The sequence below is a fragment of the Roseiarcus fermentans genome (assembly GCF_003315135.1).
In the GTDB taxonomy this organism is placed as follows: domain Bacteria; phylum Pseudomonadota; class Alphaproteobacteria; order Rhizobiales; family Beijerinckiaceae; genus Roseiarcus; species Roseiarcus fermentans.
Map to the genome: position 1 here is coordinate 1 of NZ_QNRK01000058.1, position 20,877 is coordinate 20,877.

The window sequence follows — 20,877 nt, forward strand, 5'->3', positions numbered from 1 at the left end:
GCTGCGCACCTTATCCGAGGCATTGCTCAGAGCCGCCTGACGTTCCTGCTTTGTCTCCTTATGCGTATCCGGAGGCCCTTTCGTTAGTTCGGGCCATAGGCGATCGTCAGCTCGCTGTTCTTCTCCGTGACGGCCGGCGGCTGGAGGATGCCAACCGCGCTGATGCTGGCGGCAAGTGTGGCGTCGGACATTTCGCCGGGCTGGATGTTGCGGGGATTATGGGGATTCTGTTTCAGGATGCGGGGGTCGACGCGACGCAGTTCCATCTGTTCTCTCCTGGTTTCATCTGATCGAGGGTTGTCCTCGAAGACGAAACCCGGAGAGCGCGGGCGTACCGGCCGGGGCAAAGGCGGCGCGAAGCGCCGGGATTCGGCCCGCTTGAGCGTAAGCGGCGGGACGGACCAACCCTTTGCGGCGGACGGGCGTCCCGTGCTCTTTCGTAAGTCATTGTCTTCTCCTCGGCCTGTTCTTCGCGTCATGTCGCGAACAGGTCGGCCTGCGACGGCGAGGTCTGCGGCGAGGACGAAGGAGACTCGCGGTCGGCGCCGTATTTCGCTTGCAAGCGAGCGAGGATGTCGAGCTCGCGCTTGCGGGTCGCATCGGCCTCGCGCATGCGGAACACTTCGATCACGTTGGCGGCCCGCAGGCGCCGCTGGACGGCGCGCTCGACGTCGCAGAATGTGTAGGTCGGGTCGCCGTAGCAACGCCAACGAAGCGTCTGATCGAGGAAAACCACCTTGCCCGCGTCGCGCTCGAAGAAGGTTGAATAGTACCCATCTATATTGTAATGCGCAATATGTCCGAATGTATTGCTGAGCCGTTGGTACAGGGTCTTGCTGAAACTCTGGCGCGGAAATTCCTGAGCGATAAACTTCATCAGCGCGTTGGCGAATTTCGCCTTGTCCTCGGCGGTGCTCCATTGCGTTGCGGTGAAGTGATCGGGTTCGAACGCGGGCGTGGTCAGCGCGCGAACGATTGTCGAGGGCAGCATCGGTCGTCTCCTGTCGGGAGGAGTTGATGGGGCGAAGGGGTGTTGCGTGCCGATCGTCGTCTGACGGTCAGGCGGCGGCTTCGGTTGCTTCGGGCGGAGCGGCGTCGCCGGGCGTGGCCGCGAGCGAGGCTTCGAGCTCAGCCATTTCGGCGCGCTTCTCGTCGAGCTCGGCCTGATGGGGGAAGGGGTCGCCAAGCCGCGCCTTGAAACCCGGCAGCCAGCCGGAGACTTCCGCGACGGTGCGGCGTTCCTCGGCGAGCTCGACTTCGAACCGGCTCAGCGCCGCTTCGAGGCGCGAGACAAGGCCGAGCGCCGTCACGTCTTTTTCGCAGGCGATCGGGTCGGACCGGCAGGCGCGCGAGAGTCTGAGTTCGAGTTCGTCGAAGGTGGTGGTTCTCGCCTCGATCGCGAAGCCGCCGATCGCGCCGACCGGCGCGGTCGCGCCCGGCTTCTTCGGCTTGAGTTGTTTCATGAGCGCAATCAGCGCTTCGCCCGCGGCCTTGCGCTCGGTCAGCTTTCGGTCGCCGACTGTCATCACGAAGGCGTCGCCCCGCGTCGGCGTTCGCTGGGCGAGGTCTTGCGCGATCTCGGCGATCCTCTGCGTAGCGCCGGCGAGGCTCTTATCGCCGTAGCCAATCTTGCGGCGGAGAGCGATCTGGTCGTCGAAATGGCTGTCGCGCAGGCGTACGAGGCGCGCGATCTCGGAGGCGGTCCCCGCCTTGCGCATGAGGCGTTCGTCGCCAGATGCGATCGCCTTGGCGAGCGCGAACTGGTTCGCCTGCGAGCCTGCATCCTCGATGCGGCGGACGCTGCGGTCCCCGGCCATGGCGGCGTCGATGAAGCGCGCCTTGCGTTCGAGAATCTGCCACCCCGTCGCGTCGACGCTGCGCTTCGTCGCATAGGCGTAGATCTCGATCTCGTCGTGCTCGTTGCCCTGTCGCTCGATCCGGCCCTCGCGCTGCTCGATCTGCGAGGGGAGCCAGGGCACGTCGAGATGGTGGAGGGCTTTCAGGCGCCGCTGGGCGTTGACGCCGGTGCCCATGGTCTCGGACGATCCGATCAGGATTCGGACCTGGCCCCCATTGACGGCATTGAACAGCCGCTGCTTGGCGGAGGATTTCTTGTAGTCCTGCATGAAGGCGATCTGGCTTGCCGGGACGCCACGCGCGACGAGGCAGTCCCGGATCCAGCGATAGGCCGAGAAGCCGCGCGTTTCCTCGGCCGCGATCGTGCCGAGGTCGGAAAAGATCATCTGCGCGGCGCCGGGCAGGGCGTATGGGACGCCGTCAGCGCGGGTGAACCGGTGGTTCGCGGTGCGGACCCAGATCTCGTGAACCTTGTCGATCAAGGCGTTGAGCTTGTTCTCGGGCTCGTTCTCCTGGGATGAGCGGACGAAGCGGAGGTCGATTGCGGCATGACGGCCGTCGGTGATGACCGACAGCAGGATGTCGTCGCCCTTCTGCGGTTTCCGCTGGCGCTGCTCGATCGTCTTGATGCGCTCAGCGAGATGGCGCTGATAGGAGAGGAAGGCCTCGCTGGCCGGGGCCGCGATGATCTGACGCCGGCCGCCGGCGATCGTGGGCAAGCGGAGATACCGTCGCAGGTCCGACTTCAGCACGACGTCCGTCGACATGCGAGTGATCGCCATGAGGTCGGGGACGTTGACGAATTCGCAGAACCGGGTGACGGGCTTGTAGAGGCCGGAGGGCTGAAGCTCGAGTTCGGTCCTCGTCTCCCCGAAATTGGCCGCCCAGGCGTCGAATTCCTGAATGCCGCGCTCCCGCAAGGCGTCGGGCTGGATGAACCGCTGGAGCGTGAAGAGCTCGGCGAGCGAATTGGCGATCGGGGTGCCGGACGCGGCGATCAGCGCCCGGCCGGGGTTGCGCGTCGCGTCGATGTAGCGGGTCTTGACGTAGAGGTCCCAGGCGCGCTGCGATCCGTCGGGATCGACGCCCTTCAGCGTCGTCTGGTTGGTCCCAAACGACAACTTTCTGAATTCCTGGGCCTCATCGACGATCATCTGGTCGACGCCGATCTCGGCGAGGGTCAGCATGTCATCCTTGCGGGACTTGAGCCGCTCGAGGTCCTCCTCCAAGCCCTCTTTCATCCGCTCGATGCGCTTGCGCGAGAGCCGGTCCGCCCCGTCGACGCGCTCGAGAAGATCCGAATAGGATTGCATCTGCTGGGTGATCAGCCTTCGTTCGAAATCGGCCGGGCAAGGTATGAACTTGAAGGCCGAATGGGTGATGATGATGCAGTCCCATTGGGCGGTCGCCGCCCGAGCGAGGAACCGCTGGCGCTTGTCCTTCACAAAATTGGTCTCGTCGGCGACGAGGATCCGGGCGGTCGGATAGAGCTGAAGAAACTCGCGGCTCGCCTGCACAAGGCAATGGCCGGGAACGACCATCATCGCCTTGGTGATGAGGCCGAGCCGCTTCTGCTCCATGATCGCGGCGGCGAGGCTGAAGGTTTTGCCCGCGCCGACGGCATGGGCGACATAGGTCGTGCCGGAGGCGACGATCCGCCAGATGACCCGCTTCTGGTGGGCGTAGAAGCTGATGACGCTGGAAGCGCCGGGGATTTTTAGGTGCGACCCGTCGAAATGCCGCGGGACGAGGTTGTTGAAGCGGTCGTTGTAGATCCGCGCCAGGCGGTCGGCCCGTTCGACGTCCTTCCACACCCAGGTCTCGAAGGCCGCCTTGATCCTGGCGAGCTTGTCCTTGGCGGCCTCGGTGTCGGCGGCGTTGAGGACGCGCTTCTCGACCCCATCCTCGGTGAAGACATCATAGATCTGGGGCAACGACGCGTTGAGGGCGTCCATCAGGAGTTCGCCGGCATGCCGGCGGGACGTGCCCCAATCGGTCGATGAGCTCGCGACCGGCGTGAAGGCATGGACATTGATCGACCAGCTCGCGATCTCGACCGTATGATAGACGGGCGTCTGGACTCCGAGCACGTCCTCGGAGAAGGCGGCGACGACATCGGCGGGTATCCACGGCGCGCCGAGGCGAGCGGTGATGTCGGAGGGCTTCAGATCCTCCGGCAGGGTCCTTTCGAGCGCGGCGACGTTGCGCCGATAGCGTTCGTCCAGCGTCGCCGCGGCGACTGCCGCCCCGAGCTTGGTGCGGATTTTGCCCGAGAGATAGGCGTCGGCCGTGACCCAGACGTCCCTGTCTTGGGCGACGGCAGCTTCGGGATCGAGATAGATGCGCTCGCCGAGTTCCGCGATCGTGGTCTCGCGCGAGCGGCCGAGAAGCTCCGCGATGCGGTCGAGATCGACGCCGCCGGTCTCGTGCAGGGTGACGGCGAGCGCGTCCTCGGCCGTCTCGATGAGCGGCGTGGTCTCGGGATGCAGCACGCGCTCGCGGAAGATCGGCCCCTGTTTCGCGGTTCCGCTCTCGAGGTCGTAATCCTCGATCGAGGCGACGAGCCAGACGTCGGGGTCGTCGAGGAAGGGTTGAAGGTTGGGGCGGCGGAACGTCTCGCGCGTCTCACCCTCGGCGTTGACCGTCTCGCTGATCGTGGTCAGGTTGATCGGTCCGAAGTTGCGGACGAAGCTCGCATAAGCCGAACGCAACCGGATTTGCGCCGACCCCCACGGCCTGTCGTCGGCCTGATCACGCAAAACCTCCCGCACCGCATTGCGTACGGAGATCAGGCCGCGGATGATTCTGGCGTGCTTTGCCGGGATGCCTTCGGTTCCTTTGCCCTCGCGGACGGCGACCGGCTGCGGCGCCCCGTAGATGATCTGAACGAGCGCGCCGTCGTGGACGAGGTAGCTGCCTTCCTTGATGGTCGCGCCCTCGGCGGCCGTCCCGACGCGGACCGCGATGGGCGATGGGTCTTTCGCCAGGATCGCCGCAATCGGCTTGAAGAGGTCGCGCGGCAGACGGTCGAGCGCCTGCGTGAGAAGGTCGGCGAGCGCGCCGGCGGTCGAGAGGACCGGCCGGCAGGTATAGACCGGCCCGTAGGCGCTCGAGGTGCGGGCGTGGTCCCCAAGGACCATGTCGGGGTGCTCGACGAAATACCGATTGATCGCGAGCGCCGCGTCGCCGCCTTCGGCGGGAACTGCCTCGGCGAGGCCGTCCCAGGCCGTGCCGCCTGCTGTGGCTTCCGCATCCCGCTTCTGCAGGAAGAGGATGTCGACCACGACGTCCGTTCCTGCTGCGGCATTCATTGCGCCTTGCGGCAGTCGCACTGCGCCGATCAGGTCCGCCATCGAGGCGATATGCGCGCGGGCCGTCTGATCGACCTTGTCCAGGGTCCAGCGCGAGGTGACGAAGGCGGCGAGGCCTCCGGGCCGCAGCCGCTCGATCGAGCGCGCGATGAAATAGTCATGCAGGGAAAGGCGCAACTCGCCGGTCGGATCGTCGGCGCGCACAGTGCGGTCCGAGAAGGGCGGGTTGCCGATCGCAAGGTCGAAGACGTCGGGCAGGCGCGCCTTGGTGAAATCCTCGTGCCGGATGCGGGCGTTGGGATAGAGGAGCTTTGCAATCCGGGCGGTCACAGCGTCCATCTCGACGCCGGTCAACGCCAGCTTGCCCGCAAGCGCTTCCGGCGCGAGGGCGAAGAAGAGGCCCGTTCCGCAACCGGGCTCGAGCACGCGCCCGCCGTCGAAGCCGATTCCGCGCAGCGCCCGCCAGATGGCGCGGATCATGAACTCAGGCGTGAAATGCGCGTATTGCGTCGCCCGCTTGAGATTCGCGAGATCCTCGCGCGAGACGAGCTCCTCGAGCTCGAGGCCGAGATCTTCCCATGCGGAGGCGAAGCCTTCGCCGGCACGGCGAAAGAGCTTGTCAGCGAGGTCCGTGGCGCCGAAGGCCGTGAATTTCGCGAGGCTCTCCTGCTCGTCCGGTCGGGCGTGACGGCCTTCGGCCTCGATCGCCGTCATGAGTCGGATCGCGGCGAGATTGTCTCGAGCGCGCGCCTTCCAGCCCTGGGCGAGACGGCGATCGCCGGCGAGGCGGTAGTCGTGGGCGGGGACGGTCCGCCTCGTGGGGTCGGGCGCGTCGAGGACTCCGGCCGCTTCCGGCTCGAAGGTCATCTCCGGAAGGGCAGGGGACTTCGCGGTTGGGAATCCGGCGGTCGGGAATCCGCCATAGAGGCTTAAGGTCCCGCCGAGGCTCGTGGTGTCAAGGAAGGGCAGGGTGAACTGGTCGTGCTTCATGGGGTGCGCGCTTTCGAAAGAAAAGCGCGTGCGGACGCGAAGCCCTGAAGGCGCATGGCGCTTCGAGGACCGGTCATTTGCACGCGACGGCTAAAAGGGAGGGGTTGGAAGGGCGAGGCGCGGTTCAGCCGCGCTTGATCTTGGCCTCGTAGAAGGCTCTCAGGATCGCCTGCCGGACCTCGTGCCAATTCGGCGACGATTCTTTCGATGCGCGGTCGATGATTTCTGAGACGGTCGAGAACTCGGCCGGGCTCAAGAACACCGGCTTTGCGGCGTTCGGTCCCACGGGTTCAATCCGGAAGGTCAGTGTCTCGCCTTCGCGGAGGCCGGACACATGCAGTTCGAGGATGGGTTTCATCGGGGGTCTTCCTGTGTCGTCTTCAGACTGTTCCGAAGACCCCGATTCCGGGCCGGCCGCCGGCGCGGCGGGCAAGGGCGCGAAGCGCATGGCCCGACCCTTGCGCGCCGGGACGGCGGCTGGCGCCTCTCATCTGTCTGATTGTTCTCGTCCTCTCTCGTCAGAGGCGTTCTCGCCCCTTGGTCCGCGGATCGAACCGCGGAAACGAGGCCGCAAAAGCTCCTGTCAAGCGCTGGCGATGATGCGGACGGTGAGGCGTTGTCCGCCATCGAGCATCAGGACGAGATTGTTGGGATCGGAGGCGTCGATCGCCTCGATCGCGGCGTCGGCGACGGGATCGAGGGTTCCGCCATCGTCGTTCTCGTGATGATTCGAAAAGGTCCGCCCTTTCGGAAAACTGGAGATCGCGAGCCCGATGTCGCGGGTGTTGGCCTCCACGGAAACCTCGTCGACCCGTCCGATCCGATCTTCCGGTAGGTCGACCGGGGTCGGATCGTCGGGATCATCCTCGCCCCAGACATTGAAGACGTCGCTCAGCGATCGAATCGCCGCTTTGTTGGATCGCGAGCGCGAGGCGGGCGGCCTCTTGCCGATCGTTGGCCTCGACGTCGACGCACCATTCGACGCGATATTCGGGCATCAGCGCGCCTCCTTCCATTTGGCGAAAGCCTCACGAATCGCCTCTGCTGGCCTTGTGACCGCATGCGGCGCTGTTCCGATTCTCAGGCACGCGTCGACTCCCCTAAGCAGCGCCTCGATCGCCGCTTCGAGCTCTTCCTCCGGCGTCGTCGGGAGTGGGAGCGTGACGGCGTTGTTCGGATAGGCTTCCTCGCCCTCCCAGATGCCAGTGACGCGATCACGGCCGAGATTGCTCTCGTAGTCGTATTCCGGATCCTTGAGGATCTGGATGTCGCCGTCCTGATCCTCGGCCCGGTTGGACTTACTTGGGAGGCCGGACTCACAGCATTCGAGAGCCTTCGCCCTCGCAGCCTCTGGCGTCTCGGCCTTGACGACCAAGTGCGCGTATTCCGAGACGCGCCACGTCACCTCGACAGTGTAGGTTCTCATCTGAAACCTCCCTTGCATTCGGTTTCGCCGGAGTCGACGTCGGCCGCCATGTCGGCGTGGTTGTCGACCAGGGTGTCGATCACTTCGCCGCCGAATCGGCGCGCGAGCCGGGCCGCGACGCCGTGATCGGAGAGGGCGACGGCGTAAGGCCTGCCGTCGGCTCCTTCGTAGGCGACGAGGAAGAGCCTGGTTTTGGGCATGACCCAGGAGGGAGCGGTCACTGGGCTAACGCCGGGGCCCGGGCACCATCGACTGCGGCGGCGGGATCGACGAGGCGACGGTGAAGTGCGGACTGGTCGACGTCGGAACGGAGGAAGACCCGCCCGCCGAAGGCGTCGACTTTATCGGCCGCGTCGAAGCCGTGCGGCTTCCGGCCGGCCACGACCCTCGTTGAGACTTCGAAGCTCGCGGCGGGATTTGCGGCCTGAACGTCGCGCCCAAAAGCGGCGACAGCTTCGATGACGCTAACGAGGTCAGTGACTTCTACGCGTCGCTGCGGAACGGCAACACCGATTGAAAGGGCGAGTTCACGACCGCCTGGGGTGCAGCGGCCGGGATAGGCGGAGAGAACGATTGTCGCGGGCATGCTGAACGTCCTTTTTGGTGAGGGTCAGTCGAGGTGGGAAAGGCCAATGCGCGTGAGGAGCGACGGCCCATGGGTATTGCGGATCTGACGGAGGACGGACCCTTCCCGCTCTTTCGCGTCGGCGCCATTGATCCAGGCCGCCCAAAGGCGGCGCTTCCAGAATCGGCCGTTGCTGAGCGCGTAGGCCCTGAGCGCCGCCCTCTGCTCCGCGGTCATGTCAGTGGCTTTGGATTTGGGCATGCGGGATCGAGCTTCCTATTGGGGTAAGGCAATCGTGTGAAGCGCCCGCAGTTTCGAGGATGGATAGTTGAGTGCGACGTCTGTCGCCGCCTGCGCTGAGCCCGCGAAGAGGGCAAAGGTCAGCGAGCGCTGGGCGAAGCGAAGCGTCCGATATCAGCTTCGCAGGCTGTGACGCTCAGGACGCGGCGCCCGCCCCTCAAGCGGCCAGCGGAGCGACGATCGTCGACGCATCGTCGTCGTCGCCCATGGGGTCAGCGGGCTTCTCGGCGTAGTCGGGGTGGAAGGCGAGGATGTAATCGGCGATCCGCTGCGCTTCGGCCGCCGCATGGAAGATCTCCCGGCGGTCTTGCTTAAGCACTTCAATCCATGATAGAAGATAACTTGCGTGGTTGGGAACGTCGCAAGGTAATCCGATCATGGAGCCGATCGCGTATGAGGCTAATTCCGCTCGAAGTTCTTCCTTGGCGTAAGCCGTCGATCCAAAACCGCCGCTCAAATCGCGGTTTAATCGGCTGACGTGACCGGTCGCGTGCCCCAATTCATGGAAAAGCGTTGCCGCACGCAGTTCAGGGCTGTGAAAAGCTTCGTCCGGAGGTAGCTGGATGAAGTCGAAAGTCGGGCTGTAGAACGCCCGGTCTCCGCCGATACGGACAGGGACGCCGCTTGTTTGAACGATGATTTCGACGTCCTCGATTCGCTCGCCCACGGCCTTCGTCGCCACCGCAGGCGCAAGTTCTGGGATTCCGTCGATCTGGGAAGCGTGAAAGACCGAGAATGTGCGCAGGATCGGGATGCGCCGCGTCTCCCGTCCGCCATCGCTCGTTTTATCCTCGATCTCGATCGGCTTGTAGAAATAGACCGGCGTCGCCTTCTCGCCCTTGCGGACCTGCCAGCCGCGCGCGGACGCCTGGCGATAGCTGCACCAGCGCGGGTCGCTGGACGCGAAAGCGAGCGGCGACATTCCGAGGACGAAGAGGTTGATGCCCCGGTAGCGATGGCCGGTGGCTGCGTTGACCGGCGCCGTGGCGCCCCCGCATGCGGCCTTGTCCCACGGCCTTCGCCATGGCGCTGTACCGGCCTCGAGCGCGGCGATGATCCTGTCGGTGAGTTCCTGATAGTGGTCGCGTCGTTGCGCGGGATTGCTGCGGAAGTTTCGCATGTGACTCATCCTCCGGAACGGAATTGTTCCTGAATGAGCTCCCGCCCTCGTATAGCGGTCGTCGGGGCAAGGGCGCGCATGCGGCCCGTGAGAGCCCAGCGAAGCGGCTCGATCGGGCGAACCCTTGCGGCGGCGACCGGCTATGCGAGATCGGCTTCTTTTCTGTCCTAATTCACCGCATCAGGTCTCTGAGGGTGCAGCCGAGATGGCCGCCTGAATTGCGCAGAGAAACCGATCGCCGGTACGACCAACGAGACCGGTGGTCAGATTGCGGTCGTTGGGGGACGCGACGGTTGCGACAGGAACGGACGCCGGTTCTCGGACGCGTCGTCAAAAGTCAAAAGAGCAGGTTTCATCCGCGGAGCAATTCGCGATACAGAATTTGTTGCCACAATCTCATTCTGGAGTCGGCATGCGACTCGTTATTCGCTATGCCCTAGTTGCGCTCGCCCCCCTCATCCTGCTCGCTTGGCTGTGGCTTGCTGGCACGTACTCGGCGTTGCGTGATTCAGTCGGCATCGCCTTCGTGACTACAGGGTTTGTCACAGTTTTCGCGTGGCGCGGCGGTAGCCATCGCAAGCCAGCTTTCCGCGGCCAATTCCTACGAGCCTTCTCAATTCCACAAGTCTACGCTTGGCTGATCGCTTGTTGGGTGCTCTTAGGTGTCCTCGATCGCGCAATGGAACCAGCTCCATTGCCGTTTACGGGCCATGTCGCTTCGCCCGTCAAAGTCGCCTCTCAAGCCGCCGATCTTAGGATTGGCCTCGCCCTTTCTGGCGGCGGCTATCGCGCGGCACTACTTCATGCTGGCGTTCTGATGGAACTCGATCAGCGAGGAATACCCATCAGCAATATCAGTTCGGTCTCCGGCGGATCCATAATCGGCGCGTATATCGCCCAAGGCGGCGATCCCGCCGAGTTTGTTAAAGCGGTGATCAATGGACGCTTTCGCTTCAAGCGCGAACTCCTCTCCGCGTTAAACCTGCCGCGTTGGCTTCTGCCCTTTGGGGCTTTCTCCCGCCGCGACGTACAGGCCGCGATCGTTCACCGTGTTCTGCTCTCGTCGCCGTCGAGTGCCAGCGCCAAGCCGCCGGCGTTGATCGTCGCGATGACCGATATCTCACGCGGCATCAGTGTCGGCGCGACCGACAACGGTTATCTGCTGGCCGGTCCCACAACCTCGAGGTTTTTCAGGACCGGCGAGGCAATCACGATTGATGGATTGGGCGACCTCGCCACGAGGGTGTCCATATCGGGGGCCTTCCCGGGCGCTTTTCCAGCGCTACGCACTAACGCCATATTTACCGTCAATCCCGAACCTCTCGCTACGTCGTCCGACGTGCGCGAGATCGGCATGACGCTGGTCGACGGGGGCGTTCGTGATAACCTCGGCCTCAAACTGTTGGAGAACGCCGATGCAAGCGCGCGCGGCACCTCGCCAACCTTCGTGCCCTGGTCAGGCTTTCAATTAGGCGAGGAATGGAAGCTCGATTTGATAGTCATCTCTGACGGCGGCAAGAGCCTTGAGGCTGATGAAAATAACAAAGGACTATTGTCTGAAGTCATGCGCGCCATCGACGTCACCGGGCTTGAGACCGGGATTGTCAGAATCATGACACCGGAGCCCCCAAAAGTTGCTTTATCTCTGCCGTCTTCACTCTCCTTTGGACCAGATGCTATCATCGTCGGCTTTCCCCATCCACACAATGCCAGAGAACAGTTCTTCTACTTCCAGCCGCAGCAACTCGACGAAGCTACTCTAGACCGAATCGTTGAACTCATACCCGATAGGACTACCGCAAAAAACACTCTCGACGCCTATCGCCGCACCAGGGGGCCTACGAATCTAACCAAGGTCGATTTAGAGTGCGTTATACCGAAGAAAGGCTCCGAGGATAGCACTGAATGCCGATGGTGGGATCTCGTCCGTCTTGTCGGCACTGACATAGAAGGGACAGTCGGTGTCTTCCGCAAGTCAGAGACGCTTGAAGATGACTACAGCGAGGCCGACGCCACCGCGCTCGTGCGGCTTGGCCGCTATCTGGTCTTGCTCAACGCCAGGAATCTTGACGAGACGCTGACCAAGGCCGCCGAGAGAAAATTCCCATCTCGCAGGAAGGAACCCTAGATTAGCCGCCATAGCGACTAAACAAACCGAGGTGCGAGTTCACGGCAATCGGTGTACGTTCAAACCCACCCGCGATATATGTTCATGCGTTGGATGTGACAGGACAGGCAAGCTCGGTACCTCTCGCCTGCTGCGACGTCGTTGCACGCTCTCCGAGCCGGGGATTAACTCGCCGATGCGTTGCACCCGATCGGGCGCAGGTCGGCACCTGGAGAGACCCCAGGCTCGGCGCGCGCCATTGCGCCACGAGTTTAAGAGAAACCTGAAAACATTTGTTCTGGTCGCCGGAAACCTAGCAGAAGCGTCTCGGCGCGCCCCCAAATTCCCTGTTGGAAGGCGATCACTCAACCTCGCGCGACGCCGCTTGAGCCGCCGTTCGTGATGCGTTCGCCTTTAGGGTTGTTTGGATAACAACCCGCGCGATGCCCTCATCATGCTTCATTGGGGCGTTCTCCTTGGAGCGAGACGATCAGCGCGTCGTTCCAGTCGCCGCCCTCTATCGGCGGCCGGAGGCGCTTGAACAGGACGCCGATATCTCGGGCGATCGCCTCGTGGCGGGCGGCGTAGCGATCGCCGGCCGGATTGGCGTCGGTCGCGCTCTCGAGGAGCCCGTCCGGCGAGCCTTTCAGCGCGAGAAGACGCGCTTCGACCGCGCCGATCGTGCCGGGTCCCATGCCGCCGCCGGTGGCGGCGTAGATCGTGTCCTCGCGCAGGCGCTCGATCGCCGCGCGGCTCAAGGCGTCGATCGGCGCCTCGGCAAGCACCAAGCGGCTCCCGCGCAACGGCTTGCCTAGATGAAAGATGAACAGGGCCTTGCTGCCGCCAGTCAGGGAGCCCTTGTAGGTCGGGCCGCGGACGTCGACGTGGACGACGAGGCCTGCGGCATCGCGATGCGGGAACCAGGCGGAACCGTGCGGGCCGTCGCGGACAATGTCCGAAAGCGCCGCAGCGGTCAGGACCTCTTCTGTCAGTCCCCTGCCCGCGAGGTAGCGCCAAGCGTCTGAGCAGCGCCGCAGGCGCGGCCGGCGCGCCCATCTTTGAGCGATCGGGATGAGAGGAGCCCGTCTGTCTCGGGCGCGATCGTCCGGCGTGAAATCGGGTCGAATCCCGGCGAGCGGCCTCAGCATCTTTCGTACCTCGCCGAAATTGAGGCTCGGCTCGAGGTGCTGCACAAGTCGGAAGACGTCGCCCTTCGCGTCGCTGTTCGGGTCCCACCACCCTGCCCCGCCATGCGTGACGATGACGATTTCGCCTGCGCCGCGGCGATACTTGAGGCAGCGCTTAGAGCTTTCCTTGCGATCGAGCAGCCATTGCGGCGTCGCCTTCTCGAGCACGGTCGCGCAGTTGACGCCGGCGCGCAGTTCTTCAACCTCTCGCTGAGGGTCCTTCATCGGATTGTCTCCTGATTGGCGCAGGGCGGCCCTCTCAGGCCTCTCCATGCATTCCTGCGTTCACCGGCCGGCCGCACCGCGAGGCGCCTCCGCCGCAAGGGCGCGCGGAACGCGCGGGAGCCTGCGACGGACCCTTGCGGCGGAGGCGGCGATAGCGGTAGGCGCGCCTTGGCCTCTCGTTCATTTCCCATGGCTCTTCGCTCTTTGCGATGAGCCGAGTGAAGGCGGCGACGGCGCGAAGATCTAATCCCCGTTCAGGGCTCGTCCACGTTCGGTGAGGACCACGAATGTTCGACTCGCATTGCCCCAGCCGAGGAGACCTTCGCCGATAAGCCGCTCGATGGTCTTCTGGGACACCCGATGCTTGTTGACGCGCTTCGCCTGCCGAAAGAACGTGGGACAGGAGACGTCGCGCCGCAGCGCGGGCGACGCCGGCGCAAGCACCTTTCGATCGGTCATCGTCTGCCGCCCCGGCTACGCGAGAAGTTAACGAAGCGGGCGGCGGCGCGAATTTCCAGGCGGCTTTTCGTCGCGGACAAACGCGGCGCGTGAATCGTCCGCCGAGATCGACGCCCTCTGATCGATGAAGTCAGGGGGTGCAACGCCGATCCGTGTTCGGACCCCTGCCAACTTGCTATCGATTCGAATTCTGAATCGGAGCGATGCGATCGATTCCGATCATTCGTTGGACGCGACGGCGTTCTTGCGCCTTAGCTTTGGGCCATGGCCACGGACGCGGACAACCCGACCCTTCTTCAAGTTCTCGTGCTCGAATGGGTCGACCGCGCGCGGAACATGGCGCGATTTTACGTCCTGTCGATCGAACCGACGCTCTTCGAGGACTTGGCGCTTGTGCGGCGGTGGGGTCGCATCGGGAGCGCAGGGCGTGAGCGCATCGACCTGCACCCGTCCCGTCCGGTCGCTCAGATCGAGCTCACGAAATGGCTCGATCGCAAGAGGCGCCGCGGATACCAGCTCCGAGCGTGACGGCAGGCGTCCGTATGGCCCCGCCGCGCGGCCCGTCGGTCCGCCTCTCGGATTTGGCGACAGACAGCCTGCGCCTGGCGCCGCGTCAGCGCTTTGGCCGCTTGGGCTTTCGGATTTCGACCTTTGGATTCTCGGATATGAATTCCTCAGGCACGAACGCGATTCTCATCCCCCAACCCGCATGAACCCTCAGCATCCGGCCGAATTCGGCGAGTGACAATTCCTTGTCGTCAATATGAATTGTGACCTCTCCCTCAGGGCCGCCATCGTCGATGATGCAGCGGAGCACGCCGCCGCGCGGGACCCATTGACCGCTATCTTCGTGATAATCGATTTGTTTCTCCCCCGGCGGTTCTTCGGTGACCGTCTTGTCCCAGTCGGCCAGGAGACGTTCTTGAGCTGCGAGGATGCCGTTGAACAGGTCGATGATTTCACGGTCCGTCATGGTCGCGATGTCGGGTCCGATAGTGACACGCGTCCCCGCAATGCCGGCGTCGGCATAGTCGATAATCGCGTCGTTTCCCTCGCGTGTTATCCGCACTTGATCGATTATGGCGCGGGTCGGCTTCTTCAAGCGCATTTGCGAGCTCCTCGACGCCCCGAATATAGCCGCGAAGCGTGGCAGCGCGGCAAGAGTCTGGAAAACGCCTGCTCTGTCGAATAGAACTGCCCCGAATTTGGAGGCGGCGATGATCGAGCGGGACCCCAAGATCGTCAAATCGGGGCTTTCACGGATCGTGAAGAAGGACGGCGTCACTGTAGAGGTCTTGATCATCCGGCTTGAGCACGAAACCGAGTGGTCGCTGGAGGTGGTCAATTCCGCCAGAACGTCCATTGTCTGGGACGACCTGTTTGCGAGCGACGACGAAGCCTTCGCCGAATTCGAGCGGACCGTCGCTGAGGAAGGGATGCGAACGTTCCTCGACAAAGGAAACGTGATCCCATTGCGCCGCTGATTGCGCGATGTCGCCGATGCGCTCGCCAATGCCCAGCGCTTTCGGGCCGCAAGCGCGTCCAAAACGGCGACGAGATCATGCCTGAGATTGGATCCAAGCGGTTCATGACGCACCTTGAACGCGCTGCCTTCGTGGTGATGGATCGGCCGCCTGAGATCGGCGGCGCGGCGCTTGGGTTCGGATTCGAGGGGCAATGATTGGTCGACTTGCTTTCGCCGGCGTACTCGCCGTGCTCGGCGCCACTCAAGCCGGAGCGCAAGAAGTCCACTTCTCGCCGGAAGAGCGGCTTGACGCGATAGACGTCCAATTGATCGGCGCCGCGAAACAGTCGATCGACTTCGCCTCCTACGCCCTCACCGATCCCATCATCATTGACGCGCTGACTGACGCCGACCATCGTGGAGTCGCAGTTCGCATCGTGCTCGATCCGCGCGAACGCCATGACTTTGTTAAGCTCGGCGATCTGTCCGATAACGTTCGGATCAAACGTGGCGGCCCTTACATGCACCTGAAAGCGTACAGCGTAGATGGCGAGGTGTTGCGGACGGGCTCGGCAAACTTCTCAACGTCCGGCGAGCGCGCCCAGGACAACGACTTGATCGTCATCCGGAACGCCGGCTCGGCGGCGAAATTCGACGCGCATTTCGAGCGCATGTGGGACGCCGGGCAGCCAATGATAGAATTTGAACCTGCAATCAGGGAGCTCGAGCCGAAATGATGCTCGCCTGGCTTCGGTCGATGGCCGACGCGATCCTGGGTAGAGTCCCAGGCAAACCTGGTCGTCTCGATACCGCGACGCGCATGGCGACAGACGCCGATTTCAGTGATCGAAACAAACCCCCCAGGCGGCACCGCTCGCGGCCTGCTGACGACGTCGACCCGATAGAGGAGCTTGAGCGGCTAACGAGAGACGGGAAGTGAGAGAGCGCAGCTCACGGGCTGCGCTCTGAGCGTCAGGCTTACGGGTGCTTCTCATTCTTGGCAGCTCGATCACCCGCCGCCTTTGCATCCGCCTCGCACATATACGCGCCCTCCTTCGTGTGGCCGTAGTTGTGCGTGCCGGGGAAGTGGTAGACGCCGGAGCTTGTGTTCACCCAAACGACAGTGTCTGACGGGCAGCGGTACTTGGCCTGCTGCTCGGACGCGAACTGGCCCGCGCCGGTCGGAGTCGCTGTCGACGCCGGCGCCGTCGGCGCCGGAGCGGGCGCAGAAGCGGGCTGCTGCCAGGGGAACATCGATCCGGAATTCTGCGCGGGCGCGGGGGCAGGAGCGGGCGCAGGAGCCGGGGCGGCGGCAGCCCCCTGCGGGATCGTCTCATTGCCCGCGCGGCACGCCGCGACGAAGTCGGCCTTCTTCTGACCTGAGGATCTGATCGCCGCCTTGTTCGCTGCGTACTCGGCGTTGCACTCCTTGGCGGACTTCCCGGCGGCCGCCGTAGGCGCGGGCGCTGCCGGCGCAGGAGCGGCTTGCGCTGCAGGCGCTGCGGCGGGGGCCTGAGCGCCGCCCTGATGCTGCGCACGGCACGACCTTAGGAATTCCTGCCAGGTCTGGCCGTTCGTCGTCCCCGCCGCCTTGGCGGCCTGCCAATCGGCGCCGCACTCTTTCATGACGCTTTCGGCATTGGCGACGCTCAAGCCGGCGAGCGCGAAGCCCAGCGCAAACACTGCGGCCGAACCGATACGGCGAAAAGATTCACGCATACACCATCCCTCCCGAGCGCAAGTTGGCGCTGTTCGAGACGCTAGCAGCGGACCTTTCGGAACGCCAGCATTCGCGCGCAATCATACGCGCCAAAAGAAAAGCGCCCGGCAAATGCGTGGAGCACCAGCCGGGCGGACGAGTTCGCGGGGCGACCGCACCACAACTCATCGCCGATCAATCAGCATTCCAATTGCTGCCGAGAAGTGGTCGGCTTCGGCGCGACGGCCCACCGAATGGCCGACGTGCTCGAGGGTCGTGGCGCTTCCTGGCTTGAGTTGGAATTCTCGGCGTCAGGGATCGCAATGACGGTGATCGACTCCCGCCGCCCCTCGCCGTCGCCTTCGTGATTCCGCGCACTTTCCGAGAGAGCTGGCCTCGCAAATCCGAGTGATGGGTTGAGTCGAGTTTCGGTCACCCCCCCCGAATGCAGTGACCTCGAATTTGGAACTGTCTCGCGGATCGTACTGAGGTCCTGACGCCCAGCGCCCAATGGCCTTCGTCGTCATCTGCACAATCAGAGGTTCCTGCGGCCAAAGCGCAATAAACCCCGGGGCCCCCGGCCTCGCGATGGCGCCATGCGTGTAGGTCGACGCGGGGACTGCCCCATCGGAGCCAATTCGCTCAGATTGTCGCGATGCTGATCGGCTTTCGAACCCCACGCTGATCGATACCGACGCGTAGCCACTCGTCGAGCTTCGACCAACGTCGCCGGCTCGACACATTGCGAACTGCAATCGCAATGGCCTTCTTCTGGCCGACGAGAACCACGAGCCGCTTGCCGCGGGTGATGCCGGTGTAGAGCAGATTTCGTTGCAGCATTGGGTAATGCTGGGTCATGACCGGGATGATCACGGCGGGATATTCGGAGCCCTGACTCTTGTGGATGGTGGTGGCGTAGGCGGGAACCAGTGTGTCGAGTTCGCCGAAGGCGTAGGTCACCGAGCGCCCGTCGAAGCTCGCCACGAGTTCGCCCGCCTCGGGATCGACGTCGACGATATAGCCGATGTCGCCGTTATAGACCTCCTTGTCATAGTCATTCTCGATCTGCATGACCTTGTCGCCCGGCGCAAAGGTCCAGCCAAAACGCTCGACCTTGCGTTCGCCAGCGGGGTTCAACGCTGCCCGCAGTTCGATGTTGAGCGAACGCGCCCCAACGCCGCCGCGATTCATCGGGCAAAGCACCTGGATGTCGCGGATCGGATTCAAGCCGAAGCGCTTGGGGATGCGGGTCTTTACCAACTCCAGGATGCGCTGAACGGCATTCTCGGGATCCTCGGCCGGAACGAAGTAGAAGTCGCTGTCGCCAGCGGGCGCGCTGAGATCGGGCATCAGGCCCTGATTGATGCGGTGAGCGTTGATTATAATCCGGCTCGCCGCGGCCTGCCGGAACACCTCGGTGAGGCGCACCACGGGCACTGCGCCAGAGCCGATGATGTCGGCCAGGACCTGCCCGGGTCCGACGGAGGGGAGCTGGTCGATGTCGCCGACAATGAGTAGCGCCGCGTTGTCCGGCGTCGCCTTCATCATCGCCTGCATCAACATGACGTCGACCATCGAGGCCTCGTCGACCACGAGCAGGTCGCAATCGAGGGGATTTTCGGCATTGCGTTTGAACCCGCCGCTCTTGGGATCGACCTCCAGGAGCCGGTGGATCGTCTTCGCCTCGACGCCCGTCGCTTCGGTCATGCGCTTGGCTGCGCGACCCGTCGGGGCGCAAAGCAACAGCCGCACGCCCTTGGCCGCAAGGATCTTGAGGATCGAATTGACGATCGTCGTCTTGCCGACGCCCGGGCCGCCGGTGATCACCAGCGCCTTGGCAGTCAGAGCCAGCCGGATCGCCGCCCGCTGACTGTCGGCAAGCTGCAGGCCGCTGCGCTTTTCGACCCAGGGTACAGCCTTCTCTTCGTCGATCCACGGCCAGGGGAGCTTGCCATTCACGAGGCGGATCAGCCGATCGGAGATCACTTGCTCGGCCCTGTAGAGGCCTGCGAGGAAGATGCAGGCGGTGTCGCCGACCTTGTCGGCGATCACGGCGCCCTCGGAGCGTTCGAGATCGAGAGCCGTCAGGATCAATTCCTTCGGCGCTTCGAGCAGTTTTTCGGCGAGCGGGATCAATTGATCCGTCGGCAGCCCGCAATGACCCTCATCCATCGCCTCGGTCAACGCGTACGATATCCCGGCGCGCAGCCGGATCATGGCGGTCTTTTCGATGCCGAGCTTCATCGCGATCGCGTCGGCGGTCTTGAAACCGATGCCCCGGATGTCTCGGGCCAGCCGATAGGGGTTCTCGGTCATGACCCGCACGGCGTCGGCGCCGTAGGTCTTGTAGATGCGAACCGCCCGGGCGGTGCCGACCCCGTGGCTGTGCAGGAAGATCATGATCTCCCGGACGACCTTCTGCTCGGCCCACGCGTCCGTGATGCGCTTGGCCCGAACCGCGCCGATGCCTGTCACTTCGCGAAGCCGCTCGGGTTCGGCCTCGATGACGTCGAAGACCCTCTCCCCGAAGGCCTTGACCATCTTCTTCGCGTAGGCCGGCCCGATGCCCCGGATCATGCCGGAGCCCAGGTATTTCTCGATCCCGTCAATCGAACTCGGCGCTGAGGTCTTGAGAAAGCGCGCCCGGAACTGCTGACCGTGGGCGCGATCGTTGATCCATTCGCCGGATGCGGTGATCCACTCGCCGGCCGAGATGACGGCGGCGTGGCCGACCACGGTCACCAGATCGCGATGTCCGCGCGCCTTCGCCCGGAGCACGCAGAAGCCATTCTCGGCGTTGTGGAAAGTGACCCGCTCGACGAGACCTGCGAGCACTTCTTGGGTCGATGATTCCGACGTTGACTTCATGAGGGCGCCAGGATCGCCTGTTCTCCCTTCGCGCGCCACCCCGCGGATGACGCCCCGCGCGCGAGGCGTCTCAGCAGCTTCTTCCATGATTTAATTTCTCGGGCGTCATCAGTATAACCGACATTCCCTGGAATGGTTCGACCCGACGACGATAGATCGCCCCCTCGTCGGGAGTGCTTTCGCGCATGAAGGGGAATAAGGGTGTGAGATGAGCTCTCAAAGGACCGAAGAAAACGGACAGGAGGAGTACGACCGCCGCCTTGGCGCCGATATGACGCGACAAGTGAACGCGGAAGAGATGCTGGCCGAACTGAAGCGCTTGCTTGAGACCTCGGGGCATCCGCCCTTCGCTCCCCAACCGTTCTCACCGTTTGCGTCGATCGTGTCCGCGTCACCTTCAGCTGCCGCGGAGCCTCAGCAAACGACCGACTTCGACAACGCACATGACAACGCTGACGATTTTGGCGCCGACGGATCGCTGGAGCGCAGACAGGCGGACCAGCGCGACACTCGTGGGCAACATCACGATCAGACCGGAGAGGTGACACACGTTCGTTCGCGAAGGTGGAGACTCGCGGCTTTGGGGCTTGCATTGGGCTTCGTGGCTCTCGCCGGCGCGGGCCTCGCCCTCAAGCCGTCCGCTCCCGGGTCGAAGGGCCCAATTTCCGTTGTCCCGTTGCACGAGCGGCTTGGTCAGGCCAGACGGGACGCCAATCGCTAAAATATCGACCAATTCGGCCGAGTCGACATCTCCGGGCGAAGAGCCAAAGCCGCACGCGGAGGCGGTAGCGACGTCTGGTATCAAGGTAGACTCCGCAAAACCGCCAGCCAAGAAGATCGACTTGTCGGCGGCGCCCAATGCCAGCAAAAAGTCAGAAAGAAAAATTGTTGCGAAGAGCGGGAAGGCCACAGCTGGAGCAATGGCCGAGGCTCCGAAACAGCCGCTTTCTCCGGAACAGCCAGAGAAGACGGTGAAATTACCGGCCGCTCAGGCGGCCACCGATCCAGTTGCCGCCGCGCCGACCGCGCCGACCACCCCGATCACATTCGCCGCACAGTCTATCGGTCAATTGACGCACGCGTTTGCCTATCTGACGCACTTGCCGGTCACGCTTATCCAACACGCCACCGATCCAAATACCGAAGCAAAGTAAAATCGCTTCGTCAGCGGGTTGGCACGGCCACGGGCAAGGGTTCGAGCTGAGATCGTCAAGTCTTTGCAGTGTGTCGGAATTGGTAACCTGGCGCCCCGGGGCAGATAGTGCGTTTGTCCCCATCTACACTATCACGGCGTCTTT

General features: G+C 63.7%; 21 protein-coding genes. 6 read left to right on the forward strand and 15 right to left on the reverse strand.

Features of this window, described 5'->3' with window-relative positions:
• Positions 1-83: 83 nt before the first annotated feature.
• The 10 genes from DFR50_RS30060 to DFR50_RS30105 form a co-directional block, all read right to left on the reverse strand.
• Entirely contained in the window at positions 84-266 is a 183-nt protein-coding gene (locus tag DFR50_RS30060; protein WP_113893795.1) for a ParB N-terminal domain-containing protein, read from the reverse strand.
• 209 nt (positions 267-475) lie between these two features.
• Entirely contained in the window at positions 476-991 is a 516-nt protein-coding gene (locus tag DFR50_RS30065) for a hypothetical protein (RefSeq protein ID WP_113893797.1), read from the reverse strand.
• Between the two features lie 67 nt (positions 992-1,058).
• Positions 1,059-6,158 carry a methyltransferase gene (locus DFR50_RS30070; RefSeq protein WP_113893799.1) on the reverse strand — a complete coding sequence of 1,700 codons (5,100 nt, stop codon included), beginning with the start codon at positions 6,156-6,158 and terminating at the stop codon, positions 1,059-1,061.
• 124 nt (positions 6,159-6,282) lie between these two features.
• Positions 6,283-6,606 carry a hypothetical protein gene (locus DFR50_RS30075; protein ID WP_147262974.1) on the reverse strand — a complete coding sequence of 108 codons (324 nt, stop codon included), beginning with the start codon at positions 6,604-6,606 and terminating at the stop codon, positions 6,283-6,285.
• A gap of 135 nt (positions 6,607-6,741) precedes the next feature.
• A complete protein-coding gene (locus DFR50_RS30080; RefSeq protein WP_113893803.1) occupies positions 6,742-6,954 on the reverse strand; it encodes a hypothetical protein in 213 nt (70 codons plus the stop codon).
• Between the two features lie 201 nt (positions 6,955-7,155).
• Positions 7,156-7,584, reverse strand: a complete 429-nt coding sequence (locus tag DFR50_RS30085; protein WP_113893805.1) for a hypothetical protein — start codon at positions 7,582-7,584, stop codon at positions 7,156-7,158.
• Positions 7,581-7,805: a hypothetical protein gene (locus DFR50_RS30090; RefSeq protein WP_113893807.1), complete on the reverse strand. Its 225-nt coding sequence runs from the start codon at positions 7,803-7,805 to the stop codon at positions 7,581-7,583. Before DFR50_RS30090 ends, DFR50_RS30085 begins: the two co-directional genes overlap by 4 nt.
• Positions 7,802-8,170 (reverse strand): hypothetical protein, encoded by a 369-nt coding sequence (locus tag DFR50_RS30095; protein ID WP_113893809.1) that lies wholly within the window; start codon positions 8,168-8,170, stop codon positions 7,802-7,804. The genes DFR50_RS30090 and DFR50_RS30095 overlap by 4 nt, the downstream gene beginning before the upstream one ends.
• A 24-nt stretch (positions 8,171-8,194) precedes the next feature.
• The gene (locus DFR50_RS30100) at positions 8,195-8,410 is read right to left on the reverse strand and encodes a hypothetical protein (protein WP_147262975.1); all 216 of its coding nucleotides are present in this window, start codon (positions 8,408-8,410) and stop codon (positions 8,195-8,197) included.
• A gap of 196 nt (positions 8,411-8,606) precedes the next feature.
• Positions 8,607-9,569 (reverse strand): ArdC family protein, encoded by a 963-nt coding sequence (locus DFR50_RS30105; RefSeq protein ID WP_245428237.1) that lies wholly within the window; start codon positions 9,567-9,569, stop codon positions 8,607-8,609.
• 412 nt (positions 9,570-9,981) lie between these two features.
• Between DFR50_RS30105 and DFR50_RS30110 the strand changes: the two genes are divergently transcribed.
• The gene (locus DFR50_RS30110) at positions 9,982-11,697 is read left to right on the forward strand and encodes a patatin-like phospholipase family protein (RefSeq protein ID WP_113893815.1); all 1,716 of its coding nucleotides are present in this window, start codon (positions 9,982-9,984) and stop codon (positions 11,695-11,697) included.
• A gap of 431 nt (positions 11,698-12,128) precedes the next feature.
• Here DFR50_RS30110 and DFR50_RS30115 read toward each other — a convergent pair whose 3' ends face one another.
• Positions 12,129-13,088 carry a DUF3991 and TOPRIM domain-containing protein gene (locus DFR50_RS30115; protein ID WP_113893817.1) on the reverse strand — a complete coding sequence of 320 codons (960 nt, stop codon included), beginning with the start codon at positions 13,086-13,088 and terminating at the stop codon, positions 12,129-12,131.
• Between the two features lie 243 nt (positions 13,089-13,331).
• Positions 13,332-13,547 carry a hypothetical protein gene (locus DFR50_RS30120; protein WP_113893819.1) on the reverse strand — a complete coding sequence of 72 codons (216 nt, stop codon included), beginning with the start codon at positions 13,545-13,547 and terminating at the stop codon, positions 13,332-13,334.
• Between the two features lie 264 nt (positions 13,548-13,811).
• On the opposite strand from DFR50_RS30120, the gene DFR50_RS30125 reads away from it, so the two are divergent.
• The gene (locus tag DFR50_RS30125) at positions 13,812-14,075 is read left to right on the forward strand and encodes a WGR domain-containing protein (RefSeq protein ID WP_113893821.1); all 264 of its coding nucleotides are present in this window, start codon (positions 13,812-13,814) and stop codon (positions 14,073-14,075) included.
• An 85-nt stretch (positions 14,076-14,160) separates the two neighbouring features.
• On the opposite strand, the gene DFR50_RS30130 is transcribed toward DFR50_RS30125, so the two are convergent.
• The gene (locus DFR50_RS30130) at positions 14,161-14,655 is read right to left on the reverse strand and encodes a DUF7713 domain-containing protein (protein WP_113893823.1); all 495 of its coding nucleotides are present in this window, start codon (positions 14,653-14,655) and stop codon (positions 14,161-14,163) included.
• Between the two features lie 109 nt (positions 14,656-14,764).
• Here DFR50_RS30130 and DFR50_RS30135 point away from each other — a divergent pair, with 109 nt between their 5' ends.
• Both DFR50_RS30135 and DFR50_RS30140 read left to right on the forward strand, forming a co-directional pair.
• The gene (locus DFR50_RS30135) at positions 14,765-15,031 is read left to right on the forward strand and encodes a hypothetical protein (RefSeq protein ID WP_113893908.1); all 267 of its coding nucleotides are present in this window, start codon (positions 14,765-14,767) and stop codon (positions 15,029-15,031) included.
• Between the two features lie 193 nt (positions 15,032-15,224).
• On the forward strand, positions 15,225-15,749 hold the full coding sequence (locus DFR50_RS30140; RefSeq protein WP_113893825.1) for a phospholipase D-like domain-containing protein: 525 nt from the start codon (positions 15,225-15,227) through the stop codon (positions 15,747-15,749).
• 241 nt (positions 15,750-15,990) lie between these two features.
• Here the strand turns inward: DFR50_RS30140 and DFR50_RS32410 are convergent, their stop codons facing one another.
• A complete protein-coding gene (locus DFR50_RS32410; RefSeq protein ID WP_170153450.1) occupies positions 15,991-16,731 on the reverse strand; it encodes a hypothetical protein in 741 nt (246 codons plus the stop codon).
• 622 nt (positions 16,732-17,353) lie between these two features.
• Positions 17,354-19,579: an SF1B family DNA helicase RecD2 gene (recD2, locus tag DFR50_RS30150; protein ID WP_113893829.1), complete on the reverse strand. Its 2,226-nt coding sequence runs from the start codon at positions 19,577-19,579 to the stop codon at positions 17,354-17,356.
• A gap of 208 nt (positions 19,580-19,787) precedes the next feature.
• Between recD2 and DFR50_RS31790 the strand changes: the two genes are divergently transcribed.
• Together DFR50_RS31790 and DFR50_RS31795 are read left to right on the forward strand one after the other, a co-directional pair.
• The gene (locus tag DFR50_RS31790) at positions 19,788-20,300 is read left to right on the forward strand and encodes a hypothetical protein (RefSeq protein ID WP_147262976.1); all 513 of its coding nucleotides are present in this window, start codon (positions 19,788-19,790) and stop codon (positions 20,298-20,300) included.
• 121 nt (positions 20,301-20,421) lie between these two features.
• Positions 20,422-20,733 (forward strand): hypothetical protein, encoded by a 312-nt coding sequence (locus DFR50_RS31795; protein ID WP_147262977.1) that lies wholly within the window; start codon positions 20,422-20,424, stop codon positions 20,731-20,733.
• The last annotated feature ends 144 nt before the right edge of the window (positions 20,734-20,877 follow it).